Here is a 14,747-nt window from a genome sequence, read left to right on the forward strand (position 1 = left end):
TAATGTAAACCATTTATTTCAGAAACGCTCAACAATGTGACCGTGCCGGGCTCGCCGACCTGCGGGAAAAGGGTATATAATACTTCAAGATACCCGAGAGAGCCGGAACCCCGCGATGTTCAGCGAAGACAAGACCCAGCAGCCGGACGGACCGGCCGGTTCCCCTCACGAGGGACATGAAGAGCGCGAGGCCTTTCAGGAGGAAGCGCGCGAAATCGTTGATGCCGCAGAGGCAGAACCGGTGCCGGAAAGGCTCCAGGATCTGGCCCTTGCACTGGGCGAGGCGCTTGAAAGTGCCCATGACGGTGCAGCGCTCCTGCCGAGAAGCTTGCGCGACACGCACTGAAGTCCCACGCACACGTGCAAAAGCGCCAGTACGCAGCCCCTGGAAGACCGCGTCTGCAAAAATGGCTGAAACCGCCTGGGCTGAAAGGCCTATGGCCGGTTAGATTTCATCAAGCTTGTCCCGCAAGGCAGCTCGCGCCCTGTTTACCCGGCTTTTGATCGTGCCGATGTCGCAGCCGAGGATCTGCGAGGCGTGAATGTAGCTTTCGCCGAGTACCGCCACGAGAATGATGGTCTCCCGGTAATGGATCGGCAGCTGATGAAGGGCTTCCTCCATCTCCTGCATGCGCAGATGCCAGATCTGGGTGTCGGCCACCGCCACCGGCTCTCCGGAGACGCAATCCTGATCACCGGTGCGCTCGCGCGACCGCTTGGCCCAGTTGGAATAGAACCGGTTGCGCATGATGGTGAAAAGCCACGCCCTCAGATTGGTGCCGGGCTCGAACTGATTTACCCTTTCGATGGCCCGTAACAGGGTTTCCTGCACCAGATCATCAGCCTCAACCGGATTGCGGCATAAAGACCGCGCGAAAATACGCAGTGCCGGAATGTAGCTGACGATCTCCTCCCCGCAGCGCTTTCCTGCCGCTGTCGATCTGGGTCTGCGCCCGTCCGGCTTCAGCCGGATGATCTCCTGCTTGCACGTTTGCCCCGATGCCCTGCCTCCCCAGGAAGGCGCACGTGTGCTTTCAGCCCCCGCGATTGTCATCCAGTCGGTCATGAATTTCTCCCTGGTCGTGTTCTTGCCAGCGGCTGCGGGTGTGAGGAATAGGTGTGCGGCCTGCGGCTTGTGGTCACGTCGATTGCAATCCACGGACGGGCAGATTGTTCCCAGCAATCTGAATGTAGGTGTCATACAAGTTGATTTTGTGGCCGGGTCCGCCTGCATCCGAAAAAGCAATCCGGGCAGACCGGGAACAATCCTTGAGGGCAGAGGTTCATGGGCCGGAAAGCAGCCGGCGGGACTGTCTGGACCAGCGGACACCGCGGGCAGGAGCCGCGGCCGCACGTCCTGACAGACCGAAAGGAGACCTTCCTCATGGCCCGGTTCCTGACCGCCATTCTCTTCGTTCTTGTTGGCCTTGCCCTCGCCCTTCCGGGCGTCCAGCTCGTCTGGCTGGGCGGAAGTCCCGCCTATCTGCTCATCGGGCTGGGCCTTGCCCTTACGGCTCATTGCCTGCTCCACCGGCCGCAACATGCGCTGACCGTCTACGCCGCCATCCTCGCAGGCACGATGGTCTGGGCGCTGTGGGAAGTAGGGCCCGACTGGTATCAGCTCGCGCCGCGCGGCTGGCTGCTGGTGCTGATGGGTCTGTGGCTGATCGGCCTGGACAGGTTCCGTCCGGTCGCCGGCGGTGAAGCAGAGGCAGCCGGACGGTCTCCGGGGGCGGCTTGTCTTGCGGTTGTCCTGCTGGCCTGCGGTGCCGTGGCACTCGGCTCCGTCCTGCGTGATCCCAAGAATATTTCGGGCACTCTGAGAGCGGACACGGTCAATCCCTCCCCTGCCGGAGGCGCGGATTTTGCCGATGAGGACTGGCGGCTTTATGGGCGCGGCAGCTACGGCCAGCGCTACTCACCGCTCGATCAGATCACGCCGGAGACTATTGGCTCCCTGACCGAAGTCTGGCGTTACCAGACCGGAGATGTGCGCCTGCCCGAGGATGTGACCGAAACCACCTATCAGGTGACGCCGCTGAAGGTCGGGAACAACCTGTATCTGTGCACGCCGCATAACATTGCCATCGCCATCAGCGCGGCCACGGGACGGGAAATCTGGCGTCATGACGTAAAGTCCGGGATGGAGCCGGACCGTCAGCATCAGACCTGCCGGGGTGTGACCTACTGGGAAAATCCGGCAGCAGCACCCGGTGAAGCCTGTGCAGCAAGGGTCTACATGCCCACCGCCGATGCCCGTGTGGTCGCGCTCGATGCCGCCAGCGGAGAGCCCTGCGCCAGCTTTGGCGAGGGCGGAGAAATCTCGCTGCTCCCGGGCATGCCCTACCAGCCGCCGGGCTACTACTACTCCACCTCACCCCCGGTCGCAGTGGACGGCAAGCTGATCATCGGCGGTGCGGTGAATGACAATTTCTCCGTAAACTCGCCTTCCGGCGTGATCCGCGCCTATGACCTGCTGACAGGCCAGCTGATCTGGAACTGGGACAGCGGCAACCCGGACAATACCGCCCCGATCGACATTGCCGGCGGCGAGACCTACACCGCCAACTCTCCCAACAGCTGGTCCATCTTCTCCTATGACGAGGCGCTGGGGCTGGTCTATATCCCGCTCGGCAACGAGGTTCCCGACCAGCTGGGCACCGGGCGCAGCGCCGCCACCGAAGCGCATTCCTCTTCCGTGGTGGCCCTCGACATCCGCACCGGACGCAGGGTCTGGGTGTTCCAGACCGTCCGTCACGACCTGTGGGACATGGATGTGCCCGCCCAGCCCGTTCTGATCGATCTCGACATGCCACAGGGCCGCGTGCCTGCTCTTGTCCAGCCCACGAAACAGGGCGACATCTACGTCCTCGACCGGCGGACGGGCGCGCCGCTTCTGCCCGTGGGCGAGCGCGCAGCCCCTGCCGGGGCGATTGCAGGCGAATGGACCGCACCCACACAGCCGGTCTCCGCGCTGTCCTTCGAGCCCCCGAAGCTGCGCGAGGCGGATATGTGGGGCATCTCCCTGTTCGACCAGCTCGCCTGCCGGATCCAGTTCCACACCCTGAACTATGAAGGCCGCTACACGCCGCCCTCCATCGAAGGCAGCATCGTCCACCCCGGAAACTTCGGGGTCTTTAACTGGGGCTCCATCGCGGTCGACCCGGTGCGGCAGGTGATGTTCGGCATGCCGACCTACCTGCCCTTCACCGTCAGGCTGGTTCCGGCTTCGGAAATTCCGCCGAAAGGAGAGGACGAGAAAGCCTCCGAGCAAGGTCTCAACCGCAACGAAGGAGCTGACTTCGGCGTCTTCATGGGGCCATTCCTCGGCCCCCTCGGCGTGCCCTGCTCTGCTCCGCCCTGGGGTTATGTGACCGGAGCGGACCTGCGCAGCGGCGAGATCGTCTGGATGCGCCGCAACGGCACCGTGCGCGACATGACACCCCTGCCCCTGCCGTTCAAGACCGGCGTTCCCGGCATCGGCGGCCCCATCATCACCGCCGGCGGCGTCGCCTTCCTCGGTGCAACGGTGGACGATTACCTGCGCGGCTATGACCTGACCACGGGCGCGGAAATCTGGCGGGCGCGGCTGCCCGCAGGCGGTCAGGCCACACCGCTGACCTACGCCCTCGACGGGCGCCAGTATGTGGTGATGGTCGCCGGCGGCCACGGCTCGGTCGGCACGAAGGCCGGGGACTATGTCATCGCCTATGCACTGCAGAACGAAAATTCCCCGCCGCCCCCCGCCAACTGATGCGGGCTGGAACAAACCGCCGAGGCTCCGGTTGCTGCACCTGAGCCCGGCCGGCCAACTCACCAGCAAAGGAGAAAGCCATGAAGACCAAGACCCTCGACGACCTGTTTATGGACCTCTTGAAGGACGTCTACTATGCCGAACGCAAGATCCTGAAAGCCCTGCCGAAAATGGCAAGGGGCGCCAATTCGGCCGATCTGAGCGCTGCCTTCGAGAAGCACCACGAGGAAACCCAGATCCATGTGGAACGCCTGCAGGAAGTGTTCGACATTCTGGGCAAGCCCGCGCGCGGCAAGACCTGCCAGGCCATCGAAGGCATCCTGGAGGAAGGCGAGGACGTGCTTGAGAGCTTCAAGGGTTCGCCCGCCCTTGATGCCGGGCTCATTGCCTCGGCCCAGGCGGTCGAGCATTACGAGATCTCACGCTATGGCACGCTGCGCAACTGGGCAGAACTGCTTGGCCAGCGAGAGATCGCAAAGATCCTTCAGGACACGCTGAACGAGGAAGAGGCCACCGACGGCAAGCTGACAAAGCTGGCGGAGGGCTCGCTCAACAAGGCCGCGCTCAAGGCTGCCTGACGCCGGAAGAAAACGACAGGGCTGGCTGCGTCCCATGCGCAGCCAGCCTCTTTTATCAGAGGAACACATGACCTGCGTATTAGTGACATCGGCCTGCAGCTACCACGGACGCCATCTGGTGGCCGGGCTTCGCGCGCAGGGGCATGACGTGATCGCCTGGGATGACGGCCTGCCCGGCACCTGGGACGGAGACCTCTGGCCACCGCCGCTGGATGCGGAACTGATCACCAGCGAGCTGGATGACCTTGACCGTCTCGATCAGGCCCTCAAGCGGGCCAAGCACGTGATCCATCTGATTGATCCGGTGCACCCGCTCGACCGGGAACGGCTGCGCCCGCCCCCTCCTCTGGCCCAGACGGTGACGCTGTTGCGGGCCGCAGCGGCTGCCGGGGTCGAGCGGCTGGTGCTGCAGTCCAGCCTGACGGTGTACGGCGAAGGGCGCTACATCGATGAAGATGGAGTGCCGCAACCGGCACGGCGCACGATCTACGACCTTGAAGCGGGAAGATGGCAGGCGCGCTGCCTGAGGGACCAGCCCATCGCGGCCATGCCCACCCCGGAAGACACGCCCCCTGCCCCTTTGACCCATGCGGCCAAGCTCTGCGTGATGCGCGAAAGAATGGTGCGCAAATGGAGCGCGGTTACGGGTGCGAAAGCGGCTGTGCTGCGCATGGGGCGCCTCTTTGGCCCGCCGCTCCCGGGCGGCGGCACCTTCTGCGGCGAAACCGGGCTGATGGCCAGCCATCTCCTCGCAGGGCGGCGTCCGCCCGTGCTGGAGGATGGCGGGCAGACGGACGACTGGCTGCATGTGCATGACGCCGTCCGCGCCTTCCGTCTGGCGCTGCTCAATTGCACCCGGGACATGCCGCCACTCAACATCAGTTCAGGCATCGGCCACAGTGCGGCTGACATTGCCGGAATGCTGGCAATGGCTGCCTATGCCGGAGAAAGGGCAGCGGCCCCGCTGCAGATGGCCTGCAAGGGCACCGCACGGCACCTTGTTGGCGAACCGGGCACGGCCGAAGACCGGATCGGCTTCGTGCCCGGCCTTTCCCTGCCGCGCAGCCTTGCAGACCTGATCCTGTGGACTGCGGAAGCCGGGACGGAAGACCGCGCAAGCCATATCCTCGAGAACCTGCACCGGCATGCCGGCCTGGTCGGCCCGGGCCGGAGACGGGCCCGTCCTTCCTTGTCGTGACTCCACGGCACATGTAAAGGGGACGAAGCAAAGGGCTATGACACTGAAGCTTCAGTCCCATAGCCCTTTTTCCATTCGATCAGATCAGAGGCTTGCCGCCAGTCACGGCAATGGTCGCCCCCGAGGTGTAGCTCGACACCGGTTCGGCCAGCATCACATAGGCAGATGCCAGCTCTGCCGGCTGTGCCGGGCGTTTCATCGGAGTGTCGCCGCCGAACTTCGCCACCCTGCTGCCGGACATGCTGGCAGGAATGAGCGGGGTCCAGACCGGCCCGGGCGCGACACAATTGACCCGGATCCCCTTCTCCGCCAGCAGCTGAGCCAGCCCGCCCGTGAAGTTCTGGATCGCTCCCTTCGTAGTGGCATAGGCCAAGAGGGTCGGGTTGGGCATATCGGAGTTGATCGAGGCCGTGTTGATGATGGAGCTTCCCGGCGCCATATGCGGCACCGCCGCGCGGGTAAGCCAGAACATGGCATGAATGTTCACCGCGAAGGTGCGCTCCCACTCCTCGTCGGAGATTTCGCTCAACTCGTCGAACGTGTCCTGATGCGCGGCGTTGTTCACCAGAATGTCGATCCGTCCGAAGGTATCGACCGCCTTGCGGACAATGGCCCGGCAGAATTCCGCCTCCGCAATGTCACCCGCAATCGACAGGCAGCGGCGGCCGCTTTCCTCGATGAGCCGGACAGTATCGGCAGCGTCATCACTTTCGTTGAGATAAGCAAGGATTACATCAGCGCCTTCGCGGGCATAGGCAATGGCCACGGCCCGGCCGATGCCGCTGTCCCCGCCGGTGATGAGCGCCACCAGCCCCTTCAGCCGGTCAGCACCGCGCCATGTCTCCTCGCCGTGATCCGGCCGCGGATCCATCTTCTGGAAACTGCCCGGCAGATCCTGGGTCTGTTCGGGAAACGGCGGGCGGGGGAAGGACCGGTGCCCCTTGGCCGGGGCACCGTTGTCCTGCTGCATGGAGCGGCCTTCCTCCGGGTTGCCGGAAGACCGGGCGGCGCGGCCTGCGCCGCCGTGTGTGGAATGGGTCATCTCAATGCCTCCGCTGTTATGGACCGGTCAGCAACCGGCAAACAGCGGGCATGTTCCCGGCAGGTGGCAGCTTATGACCTGCCACCCCGTCTCGTGCGGTCAAATCCCTGAAGGGCACCGCCACCGCCCATCCCCGAGAATGCGGCTTCGCGGCGGCCAGGAGGCTTTGTCCGTTGCAGATGCGCCCCATCTCCGCCGTAGCGGATATCAAGGGCCTGTCCCAAAGCCATTGCAGCTGCCTGGAGATGCTTCGGCACAGAGCGATCGGCCTCTGCAGTCCCAAAGACCCTCTCCGCTTCGTAGAAAATATCCTCCCCGTCGGAGAACAAATCCACGCGCTGTCCGATAAAGAAGTTGAAGGAGCTTCCCATTTTCCCGTTCCAGTTTGCAGTTCATCATGATGCGTGTCGACATTTCTACTCCCCACTAAGTTCGGCACATCTACATCAGGAATCCGTTTCATTGAGCGCGTGATCAGGATCAACGCACCAGGCCAGAGGCTACGCACCACCGGCAGCTATGGATGACAGGGTTTTGAATCGTCCCCCCTGGAGACGTTGAGCCCGCCACAGCGGCACGGGACATCCGCAACCTTTTGCGCTGGCGGGAAAGTGCCTGACATCGTCAGGATCGCTCCCGCCAGGGCGGAGGCAGCCTGCAATTCCCCTATTCAGCAAGATCTTGCGTCAGCTGGCCGCCAGAGATGCTGCGCCGCATTCTCCGGGCCGCCCGTACGAAATCTCTCTTCAGTAGATCCCCACCGGACGGCCGGACTGCTGCAGCCCGTCAGCACTCGGGAAGGCCAACTGCCAGGACTCTGCATTGTTCCCCAAGATTGTTGCCGGAGAGGCAGAAAAGCGGCCTCAGCGTGGCGCTGGAACATTTCGCCCGGGGTCAGGTTCACCAGCGCACCGGCGGACCAAACCGCCGCATATCCAGGAGGACCAAAATGACACGCCACGGTTTTGCATTCACGGTGATCGCAGCGCTCGCCCTTCCGTCTCTGGCATCGGCGCAGGATACGGTGCCGCCTTCGCAAGGGGCCGACCCGCTCACCGGCCGGGACGCTGTGCAGGTGGACTGCCAGGCGCAGTTCGATGCGCTCGATCTGGATGGAGACGGCTTTCTGAGCCAGAGCGAGGCTGCTCGCGAAGAGGCACGGACAATGATCGATGGCATTGTCATCGGCGAACAGGGCCTGACCCGGGACCAGTTTCTCGAGGTCTGCGACTCCCACACCTGGTCTCAGTCGGCACCGGAATCGGGCGCTCCGTTTGAAGGTGCAAACAGCTTCACCGAAGAGCAGGCCCGCGACCGCGCCATGGCGTGGAATGTCTCGAATGTCTCCCAGCTCACTCTGGATGATCAGGGCATCTGGCGCGGGACCGGCACAGTGGACGGACAGCCGGTGTCGGTTGCCGTCGACTACCGGGGCAACGTCGTCACCACTCCGGCAGCCCAGTGACCAGGCCAACCCGTAATGAAACGCACTTAACAACCAAGGAGAATTGCAATGCCTGTCGTAACACGAGTTTATCCGGATCTCGCCACCGCCGAACGCGCTCATGCCAAGCTGACGGCGCTCGGCCGCAACCATATTGATGTATCGCTGGTCGGCGGCAGCAGCCTGCAGGAGCGCTACGAGCCAGCCGGAGTGCCGAATGATGAGGCTTCGGGGACGGCAACTGGCGCGGGGATCGGATCGGTTGCCGGCGCCGGGGCCGGGCTTCTGGCCGGACTTGGCGCCATTTCCATCCCGGGCATCGGCCCGCTGGTGGCCGCCGGCTGGCTCGCAACGGCGGCTGCCGGCGCAGTCGGCGGGGCAGTCGCCGGAAGTGCCATTGGCGCTTTGACGGATATGGGCGTCAGTGACAGCGATGCTCCGGTTTTTGACGAGGCCATGCGGCGCGGCAACGTGGCGCTGACCGTCCGGTTCCCGGAGGAGCGGCGTGCCGAGGTCATTGCCGCTCTCGATCAGGTGCCGACGGTCGGCTTTGGTGATCTGAGAACCCGGTTCGAGGCCGAAGGCTGGGACTACGGCACCGCCGAAGCAACACGGCGGGAACGGCTGCGCACCCGCTCTCCCCTGCCGCCGATCTGACCTGACCTATAAGCGGGCTCTGCGGTTCGCGAAAATTCTCAACCGGCACAGACGGCGGAGCAACAGCTCTGCCGTTTCCGTATGTAAACGGGGCAGAGCTTCCAGGCGTCCTCCAGCCGAAAACCTTTTTCTTCAGATGAATAAGCAGGGTCCGGCATGCCGCCGCAGGGTGGACAGGCCGATTTTTCCGGCTTTCTCAAATGATCTGCCTGAACTCAGGAACATCCCGCCCAGCTGCCTGTTGAACCAGTCGCATGCCGGACACGGCAGGCACAGACGGAAGCAGACAGACAGGGCAGGCAAGGGCAATTAGGCCCTGCACACCTGCCATCCAAGGTCTCCGGCTTCCGTCCCCTTCCGGCATGGTGCCGGACCCGGACCTTCCCTCCCGCACTTTTTTACGGCGCGGTTTGAGGAGCGAGGCCCGAAAACTCCGAAGGAGGATAGAATGCCGAGATACAACGACATGCCCGAACGCGACTCCCATGGCCGCTTCGTGAGTGACGACGATCACCGTGGCTATGGCCGCCACGGCGGCAGCACCTACCGTGAGCGTGACAGGTATGGCCGCTTCATGAGCGAAAACGGCCACAATGGGCGCTACAGCAGCCGTCACGACGAAGACGACCGCCGCTACTCCAGCCACCGTGATGACGACTATGGCCGTGAGCACAGCCATGGCGGCTGGTTCGGCGATCCGCGCGGCCATTCCGAGGCTTCCCGCCGCGGCTGGGAACACCGCCGCGAGGACGACGGACGCGGCTCCTATTCCCGTTCATCCAGCCGCTACGAGGACGACGACGACGATCGCCGTTCGTCCCGCGGCCACTATGACGACTACTCCCATGACCGCGGTCAGGGTGGCTGGTTCGGTGATCACGAAGGCCATTCCGAAGCCTCGCGCCGTGGCTGGGAGCACCGGCGCGGACAGGATGAGCGCGGCACCTATGGCCGGTCCTCCAGCCGCTATAGCGATGATGACCGCCGCTATTCGCGCCACCGGGATGATGATCATTCCAGGGACCACGGCCAGGGCGGCTGGTTCGGTGACTACGAGGGCCACTCCGAGGCCTCGCGCCGCGGCTGGGACAACCGCCGCCGCTGACCCGGAACGCAGGGGGGCCCTCCCCCCCTGCGGCCTGTCCCACAGAAACGGCAGCCAACAAAGGAACACCCTATGGAAGAGATCCGCGAGAATTATCTCTCCTGGCTGCGCGACGCGCACGCCATGGAGGAACAGGCCCTGACCATGATGCGGGGCATGATGTCGAGGCTGGAGAACTACCCCGAGCTTAGCGCCCGGATCCGGCAGCACATCACAGAGACCGAGCGTCAGGAGGACGCCCTGCGCAAGCTCCTGGAGGACCGCGCTACAGACACCTCCACCGTCAAGGACGTGATGGGCAAGGTGGCAGCCAGCGGCCAGGCTTTGAGCGGGCTTTTTGCCAGCGATGAAGTCGTGAAAGGCGGCATGGCCAGCTACACGTTCGAACACATGGAGATCGCGGCCTACAAGGTGCTGATCGCCGCAGCCCGCGAGCTGGGTGACGAACCTGCCATCGCCGTTTTCCAGCAGATCCTCACGGAAGAGCAGGACATGGCCGACTGGCTTTTCGAGCACCTTGATGGAACCGCACGGCGTTTCCTTGAGCGCAGTGCCGCTGATCTGACGGCCGGCCGCTAGGCCCTGACACACATTCCGGTGCTGGACCATCCCCGCGCAAAACACGGGGAGAGAGGCGGCTTGCTCCCGCCGTCATGTCCTTGCGCCGCAACCCCGCGCTGCCGCCGCGCTGCGGCAGTCCTACCAAGGAGATACCAATGAAAAAGCTGCTTATGACAACCATGCTGGTTTCGGCCTTTGCCGCAACCTCCGCCCTTGCCCAAACCGGTACGCAGCCGGGCACCCAGCCCGGAATGCAGCAGACGGCGCCGGGCACCGGCGCAGATACGGGCGCAATGCCGGGCTTCACCGCGCCCGAAGGCTATGCCCGTCAGGATATCGTGCTAACGGCCGAGGACCTGCTTGGCGCCACCATCTATGACGCCACGGGTGACTCCATCGGCTCGGTGCAGGATCTGGTGATTGACTCCAGTGCTGCCGGTGCCGCTCAGCCCCCGGCCAGCACCAGCCCGGGCGGCACGGCCGGCACGCCTCCGGCGGCAGGCACAGATACCACCACCGGCACCGGCATGTCGCCGGACAGCCAGACGGGTGGCACCGGCAGCATGCCGGGCCAGCAAACACAGCCGGGTCAGCAGGCACAGCCGGGCACCGGTGGCGCAACAGGCGGTTCCGTAACCGGCCAGTCCGGCGTCACGCAGCCGACGCCGGCCCCCTCGGCCACGCCTGAGACAATCACCCACGTGCTTCTGGATGTGGGCGGCTTCCTCGGCATCGGCCAGCGACGCGTTGCCGTGCCGGTGTCCGATCTGACTGTCTATGCCAACAACACCGAGACCCGGGTCTATCTGCCCTGGACCCGTGACCAGATCGAATCCCTGCCGGAATACGACCAGACCAATCCGGAGACGCTTGGCCGTCCGGTCGCCCCGCAGGCGAACTGACCTTGCGGTGCCCGTCCCCGCCCCCATCAGGGGGCGGGCATCCCGCCCTCAACTGACGCCGCCTTTCCGCAGCAATGGGAACGGCAGACCTCTTTCAAGCCAGCGAGCGGAGAAAACCGATGAGCCAGCAGCATCCACCCGCACAGTCCGCGAGGATCCATGACCAGACCCTCACCCGGGGCCACGGCGGGGAACTTCACCAGACCGCCGAAGAGGGCATGGACATCCTGACCACGGCACAGGGCACTCCGATCGGAGACGACCAGAACACGCTGCGGGCCGGCGCACGCGGGCCGGCGCTGATGGAAGACCAGCATTTCCGCGAAAAGATCTTTCATTTTGACCATGAACGCATCCCCGAGCGCGTCGTCCATGCGCGGGGCTATGGAGCCCATGGCTATTTCGAGACCTACAAGTCGCTTGCCGAATACACCAGCGCGGACATTTTCCAGCGCGCGGGCGAAATCACGCCTGTCTTTGTGCGTTTTTCCACGGTGGCAGGCTCGAAGGGCAGCTTCGATCTTGCGCGCGATGTGCGGGGCTTTGCCGTCAAATTCTATACGAAGGAAGGCAACTGGGATCTGGTGGGCAACAACATCCCGGTCTTCTTCATTCAGGACGCGATCAAATTCCCCGATGTGATCCATTCCGTGAAGCCGGAACCCGACAGGGCCTTTCCGCAGGCGCAATCGGCGCATGACAATTTCTGGGATTTCATCTCGCTGACGCCGGAATCGATGCACATGATCATGTGGGTCATGTCCGACCGGGCCATACCGCGCTCTTTCCGTTTCATGGAAGGCTTCGGCGTCCACACCTTCCGTCTGGTGACAGAGGAAGGTAAATCAACCTTCGTCAAGTTCATCTGGAAGCCCAAGTCCGGCATGCAGTCGGTGCTTTGGAACGAGGCGCTGAAGATCAACGGCGCCGATCCGGATTTCCATCGCCGCGACCTCTGGGAGGCCATCACTTCCGGACAGTTCCCGGAATGGGAGCTCTGCCTGCAGCTGTTCGACCAGGATTTTGCAGACAGTTTCGATTTCGACGTGCTGGATCCGACCAAGATCATTCCGGAAGAAATCCTCGCGCCTGTCCCGGTGGGACGGCTGATCCTCGACAGGATGCCGGACAACTTCTTCGCCGAAACCGAACAGGTCGCCTTCATGACGCAGAATGTCCCGCCGGGGATCGGATTTTCCGATGATCCGCTGCTGCAGGGGCGCAACTTCTCCTATCTCGACACCCAGCTGAAACGGCTTGGCAGCCCGAACTTCACCCACATCCCGGTCAATGCCCCCAAATGCCCCTTCGCGCATTTCCAGCAGGACGGGCACATGGCCATGCACAATCCGAGGGGACGGGCCAATTATCAGCCGAATTCCTGGGGTGAAGGGCCGCGCGAAGATCCGGCAACCGGCATCCGCACCTATCCTGCGCAGGTGGAGGGCCCCAAGCAGCGCCTGCGCCCGGAGAGCTTTGCCGATCATTACAGCCAGGCGCGGCAATTCTACCTGAGCCAGACGGCCGTGGAGCAGAAGCACATTGCAGACGCGCTGATCTTCGAGTTGTCGAAATGCGAGATGCCGGTGATCCGCGAACGCATGGTGGCGCATCTGCTCAACATCGACGGCCCGCTGGCCGAAAGGGTGGCCGGCAAACTCGGCATCGAACCTCTGCCGGACCCGGCGGACGCTGCCGTGCCGCCGCGGGATCTGCCGCCCTCGCCCGCCCTCAGCATCTTGAAGAATGCCCCGGCGAGTTTCGCCGGACGCAAGGTGGGGGTGCTGACCTGCGACGGTGCAGACGGCACGCTGCTGCAGGAACTGAAGGCCGCGCTTGAAGCCGAAGGTGCAAAGCTTGAAATCATCGCCCGCAAGGCTGGCGGGATCACCGCAGGTGATGGCAGTTTCGTTCCCGTCACCCATCTCATCGACGGCGGCCCTTCGGTGCTCTTCGATGCGGTGGCTCTGATCCTGACGCCGGAGGGGGCAGACCTCTTGGCACAGGAAGCGCCGGGCCGGGATTTCGTCACCGATGCCTTCGCCCATTGCAAGTTCATCGGCCACACACCGGGCGCAGCGCCCCTGCTTCAGGCCGCCGGGATCGCCCCGGATGCTGACGAAGGCATGATGCCGCTGGAGACAGGCACAGGTGCCAGCTTTGTCGTCCGCTGCCGCGAGTTGCGGCTGTGGTCACGCGAGCGCGTGCTCCTGCCCTGAGGGGCAAGAAAGGCCCGGACGATGCCTGAGCCACGCCCACGGAAAGACCCGAGGACGCGATGAGCGGCAAGCAGGGACTGCTCCATGGCCCGCTTGGAAGCGGCTGCATCCACATCTGCGTGGACATGCAGCGCCTGTTTGCGGCCGGTTCGCCCTGGGCGGTACCCTGGCTGGAGCGGATCGAGCCCACTGTCGTACGGCTTTGCGAGCATGCTCCGGCGCATACCGTATTTACCCGGTTCCTGCCTCCTGCATCTCCTGAAGATGCAGGAGGTGCCTGGCGGCGCTATTACCGCAAATGGCAGGACGTGACGCTGGACCGGATCGGGCGGCAGGCGGCGGATCTGGTCCCTGCCCTTGCCCGCTTCGTGCCCCCGGCCCATGTGGTCGGCAAGCAAGTCTACTCCCCCTGGCTGACCCCGGCCCTGGATGGGCTGCTGCGCAAGATCAAGGCTCACACTCTTCTTCTGACCGGTGGAGAAACCGATATCTGCGTGCTTTCCACCGCCCTCGGCGCCATTGACCGGGGGTACCGCGTGGTTCTGATCCGCGACGCGCTGTGCAGTTCCTCCGACCGCAGCCACGACGCCCTGATGGATCTGTGCCTGCGGCGGTTCGGCACCCAGGTTGAAGTCGCCCTTGCGCAGGAAGTGCTGGAAAGCTGGCGCCCCGGATAAGCCGCCCTGGACGGCACTGTCATCCATTCCACCGCCAGACAGGCGTTTATCCCGCCGGAAGACACAGAGACCTCATTCACCGGAACATTCCCTGCCCCTTTCTGTTGAACCTCAGAGGAAGCCGCATGTGCACCGCTTCACTGTTCCAGAAAAGGAAAGGACTTCACCATGAACAACATCATCTATCTGGTCGGGCTGATCGTGGTCATCGTGGCAATCCTGTCGTTCTTCGGTCTGCGGTGACAGGACAGCATCGAACATAACATTTTCGTCTGGCCAAAGCAGGTCAGGCGTAACCTTCCAACAGGGAGATCTCTTCATGCACAGCATGTCCAATCTCTGCAGGCTTGGCTTTGCAGCCCTTGCCGGGTTTGCATTCTACCGGGCAGCAACAGCGCCCGCCTACACGGGCGACTATCCGGATATCCGCAATGCCGGTCCGCAGGAGATGAAAAATCCGCCGGAAGACTGGGACAAGGTTGATGAGGAAAGCGACGAGTCCTTTCCGGCGAGCGATCCGCCCGCGAATTACTGACTGAGTGTGTGGCGGCGGGCCGGAACATACTGCAGGTAGACGAAGCAGCCGGTCTGCCTTTAAACCTCATGCGTT

General features: G+C 63.7%; 14 protein-coding genes. 12 read left to right on the plus strand and 2 right to left on the minus strand.

Going from position 1 to position 14,747, the window contains the following annotated elements:
- The first annotated feature begins 115 nt into the window (after positions 1-115).
- Complete coding sequence (locus tag AC0CMF_RS17255) at positions 116-346, plus strand: hypothetical protein (RefSeq protein ID WP_050472984.1); 231 nt, start codon at positions 116-118, stop codon at positions 344-346.
- Positions 347-445: 99 nt separating this feature from the next.
- On the opposite strand, the gene AC0CMF_RS17260 is transcribed toward AC0CMF_RS17255, so the two are convergent.
- Positions 446-1,066 (minus strand): sigma-70 family RNA polymerase sigma factor, encoded by a 621-nt coding sequence (locus AC0CMF_RS17260; RefSeq protein ID WP_244274493.1) that lies wholly within the window; start codon positions 1,064-1,066, stop codon positions 446-448.
- A 318-nt stretch (positions 1,067-1,384) separates the two neighbouring features.
- Here AC0CMF_RS17260 and AC0CMF_RS17265 point away from each other — a divergent pair, with 318 nt between their 5' ends.
- From AC0CMF_RS17265 to AC0CMF_RS17275, 3 genes are all read left to right on the plus strand, one after another.
- Positions 1,385-3,754, plus strand: a complete 2,370-nt coding sequence (locus AC0CMF_RS17265) for a membrane-bound PQQ-dependent dehydrogenase, glucose/quinate/shikimate family (protein ID WP_058900664.1) — start codon at positions 1,385-1,387, stop codon at positions 3,752-3,754.
- A gap of 80 nt (positions 3,755-3,834) precedes the next feature.
- Positions 3,835-4,332, plus strand: coding sequence for a YciE/YciF ferroxidase family protein (locus AC0CMF_RS17270; RefSeq protein ID WP_374628815.1), 498 nt, complete (start codon positions 3,835-3,837; stop codon positions 4,330-4,332).
- 67 nt (positions 4,333-4,399) lie between these two features.
- Positions 4,400-5,530, plus strand: coding sequence for an NAD-dependent epimerase/dehydratase family protein (locus AC0CMF_RS17275; RefSeq protein ID WP_082205942.1), 1,131 nt, complete (start codon positions 4,400-4,402; stop codon positions 5,528-5,530).
- Between the two features lie 79 nt (positions 5,531-5,609).
- Here AC0CMF_RS17275 and AC0CMF_RS17280 read toward each other — a convergent pair whose 3' ends face one another.
- Positions 5,610-6,500: an SDR family oxidoreductase gene (locus tag AC0CMF_RS17280; RefSeq protein ID WP_050473120.1), complete on the minus strand. Its 891-nt coding sequence runs from the start codon at positions 6,498-6,500 to the stop codon at positions 5,610-5,612.
- A gap of 1,021 nt (positions 6,501-7,521) precedes the next feature.
- On the opposite strand from AC0CMF_RS17280, the gene AC0CMF_RS17285 reads away from it, so the two are divergent.
- The 8 genes from AC0CMF_RS17285 (at position 7,522) to AC0CMF_RS17320 (ending at position 14,672) form a co-directional block, all read left to right on the plus strand.
- Positions 7,522-8,037 carry a hypothetical protein gene (locus AC0CMF_RS17285; protein ID WP_058898958.1) on the plus strand — a complete coding sequence of 172 codons (516 nt, stop codon included), beginning with the start codon at positions 7,522-7,524 and terminating at the stop codon, positions 8,035-8,037.
- Between the two features lie 48 nt (positions 8,038-8,085).
- On the plus strand, positions 8,086-8,673 hold the full coding sequence (locus AC0CMF_RS17290) for a hypothetical protein (RefSeq protein ID WP_094463077.1): 588 nt from the start codon (positions 8,086-8,088) through the stop codon (positions 8,671-8,673).
- A 448-nt stretch (positions 8,674-9,121) separates the two neighbouring features.
- Positions 9,122-9,778: a hypothetical protein gene (locus tag AC0CMF_RS17295; RefSeq protein WP_374628816.1), complete on the plus strand. Its 657-nt coding sequence runs from the start codon at positions 9,122-9,124 to the stop codon at positions 9,776-9,778.
- 72 nt (positions 9,779-9,850) lie between these two features.
- Positions 9,851-10,357: a ferritin-like domain-containing protein gene (locus tag AC0CMF_RS17300; protein ID WP_122520845.1), complete on the plus strand. Its 507-nt coding sequence runs from the start codon at positions 9,851-9,853 to the stop codon at positions 10,355-10,357.
- Positions 10,358-10,494: 137 nt separating this feature from the next.
- The gene (locus AC0CMF_RS17305; RefSeq protein WP_374628817.1) at positions 10,495-11,241 is read left to right on the plus strand and encodes a PRC-barrel domain-containing protein; all 747 of its coding nucleotides are present in this window, start codon (positions 10,495-10,497) and stop codon (positions 11,239-11,241) included.
- 119 nt (positions 11,242-11,360) lie between these two features.
- Positions 11,361-13,460, plus strand: a complete 2,100-nt coding sequence (katE, locus tag AC0CMF_RS17310; protein ID WP_374628818.1) for a catalase — start codon at positions 11,361-11,363, stop codon at positions 13,458-13,460.
- Positions 13,461-13,519: 59 nt separating this feature from the next.
- The gene (locus AC0CMF_RS17315; protein WP_186392701.1) at positions 13,520-14,137 is read left to right on the plus strand and encodes a cysteine hydrolase family protein; all 618 of its coding nucleotides are present in this window, start codon (positions 13,520-13,522) and stop codon (positions 14,135-14,137) included.
- A 319-nt stretch (positions 14,138-14,456) separates the two neighbouring features.
- A complete protein-coding gene (locus tag AC0CMF_RS17320) occupies positions 14,457-14,672 on the plus strand; it encodes a hypothetical protein (RefSeq protein ID WP_119396674.1) in 216 nt (71 codons plus the stop codon).
- The last annotated feature ends 75 nt before the right edge of the window (positions 14,673-14,747 follow it).

This window comes from Pannonibacter sp. CBAS1226, from assembly GCF_055685825.1.

Bases quoted from the DNA above. Each gene is read 5' to 3' on its own strand.
- AC0CMF_RS17255 (WP_050472984.1), top strand. From the start codon at position 116: ATGTTCAGCGAAGACAAGACCCAGCAGCCGGACGGACCGGCCGGTTCC.
- AC0CMF_RS17260 (WP_244274493.1), bottom strand. From the start codon at position 1,066: ATGACCGACTGGATGACAATCGCGGGGGCTGAAAGCACACGTGCGCCT.
- AC0CMF_RS17265 (WP_058900664.1), top strand. From the start codon at position 1,385: ATGGCCCGGTTCCTGACCGCCATTCTCTTCGTTCTTGTTGGCCTTGCC.
- AC0CMF_RS17270 (WP_374628815.1), top strand. From the start codon at position 3,835: ATGAAGACCAAGACCCTCGACGACCTGTTTATGGACCTCTTGAAGGAC.
- AC0CMF_RS17275 (WP_082205942.1), top strand. From the start codon at position 4,400: ATGACCTGCGTATTAGTGACATCGGCCTGCAGCTACCACGGACGCCAT.
- AC0CMF_RS17280 (WP_050473120.1), bottom strand. From the start codon at position 6,500: ATGCAGCAGGACAACGGTGCCCCGGCCAAGGGGCACCGGTCCTTCCCC.
- AC0CMF_RS17285 (WP_058898958.1), top strand. From the start codon at position 7,522: ATGACACGCCACGGTTTTGCATTCACGGTGATCGCAGCGCTCGCCCTT.
- AC0CMF_RS17290 (WP_094463077.1), top strand. From the start codon at position 8,086: ATGCCTGTCGTAACACGAGTTTATCCGGATCTCGCCACCGCCGAACGC.
- AC0CMF_RS17295 (WP_374628816.1), top strand. From the start codon at position 9,122: ATGCCGAGATACAACGACATGCCCGAACGCGACTCCCATGGCCGCTTC.
- AC0CMF_RS17300 (WP_122520845.1), top strand. From the start codon at position 9,851: ATGGAAGAGATCCGCGAGAATTATCTCTCCTGGCTGCGCGACGCGCAC.
- AC0CMF_RS17305 (WP_374628817.1), top strand. From the start codon at position 10,495: ATGAAAAAGCTGCTTATGACAACCATGCTGGTTTCGGCCTTTGCCGCA.
- katE (WP_374628818.1), top strand. From the start codon at position 11,361: ATGAGCCAGCAGCATCCACCCGCACAGTCCGCGAGGATCCATGACCAG.
- AC0CMF_RS17315 (WP_186392701.1), top strand. From the start codon at position 13,520: ATGAGCGGCAAGCAGGGACTGCTCCATGGCCCGCTTGGAAGCGGCTGC.
- AC0CMF_RS17320 (WP_119396674.1), top strand. From the start codon at position 14,457: ATGCACAGCATGTCCAATCTCTGCAGGCTTGGCTTTGCAGCCCTTGCC.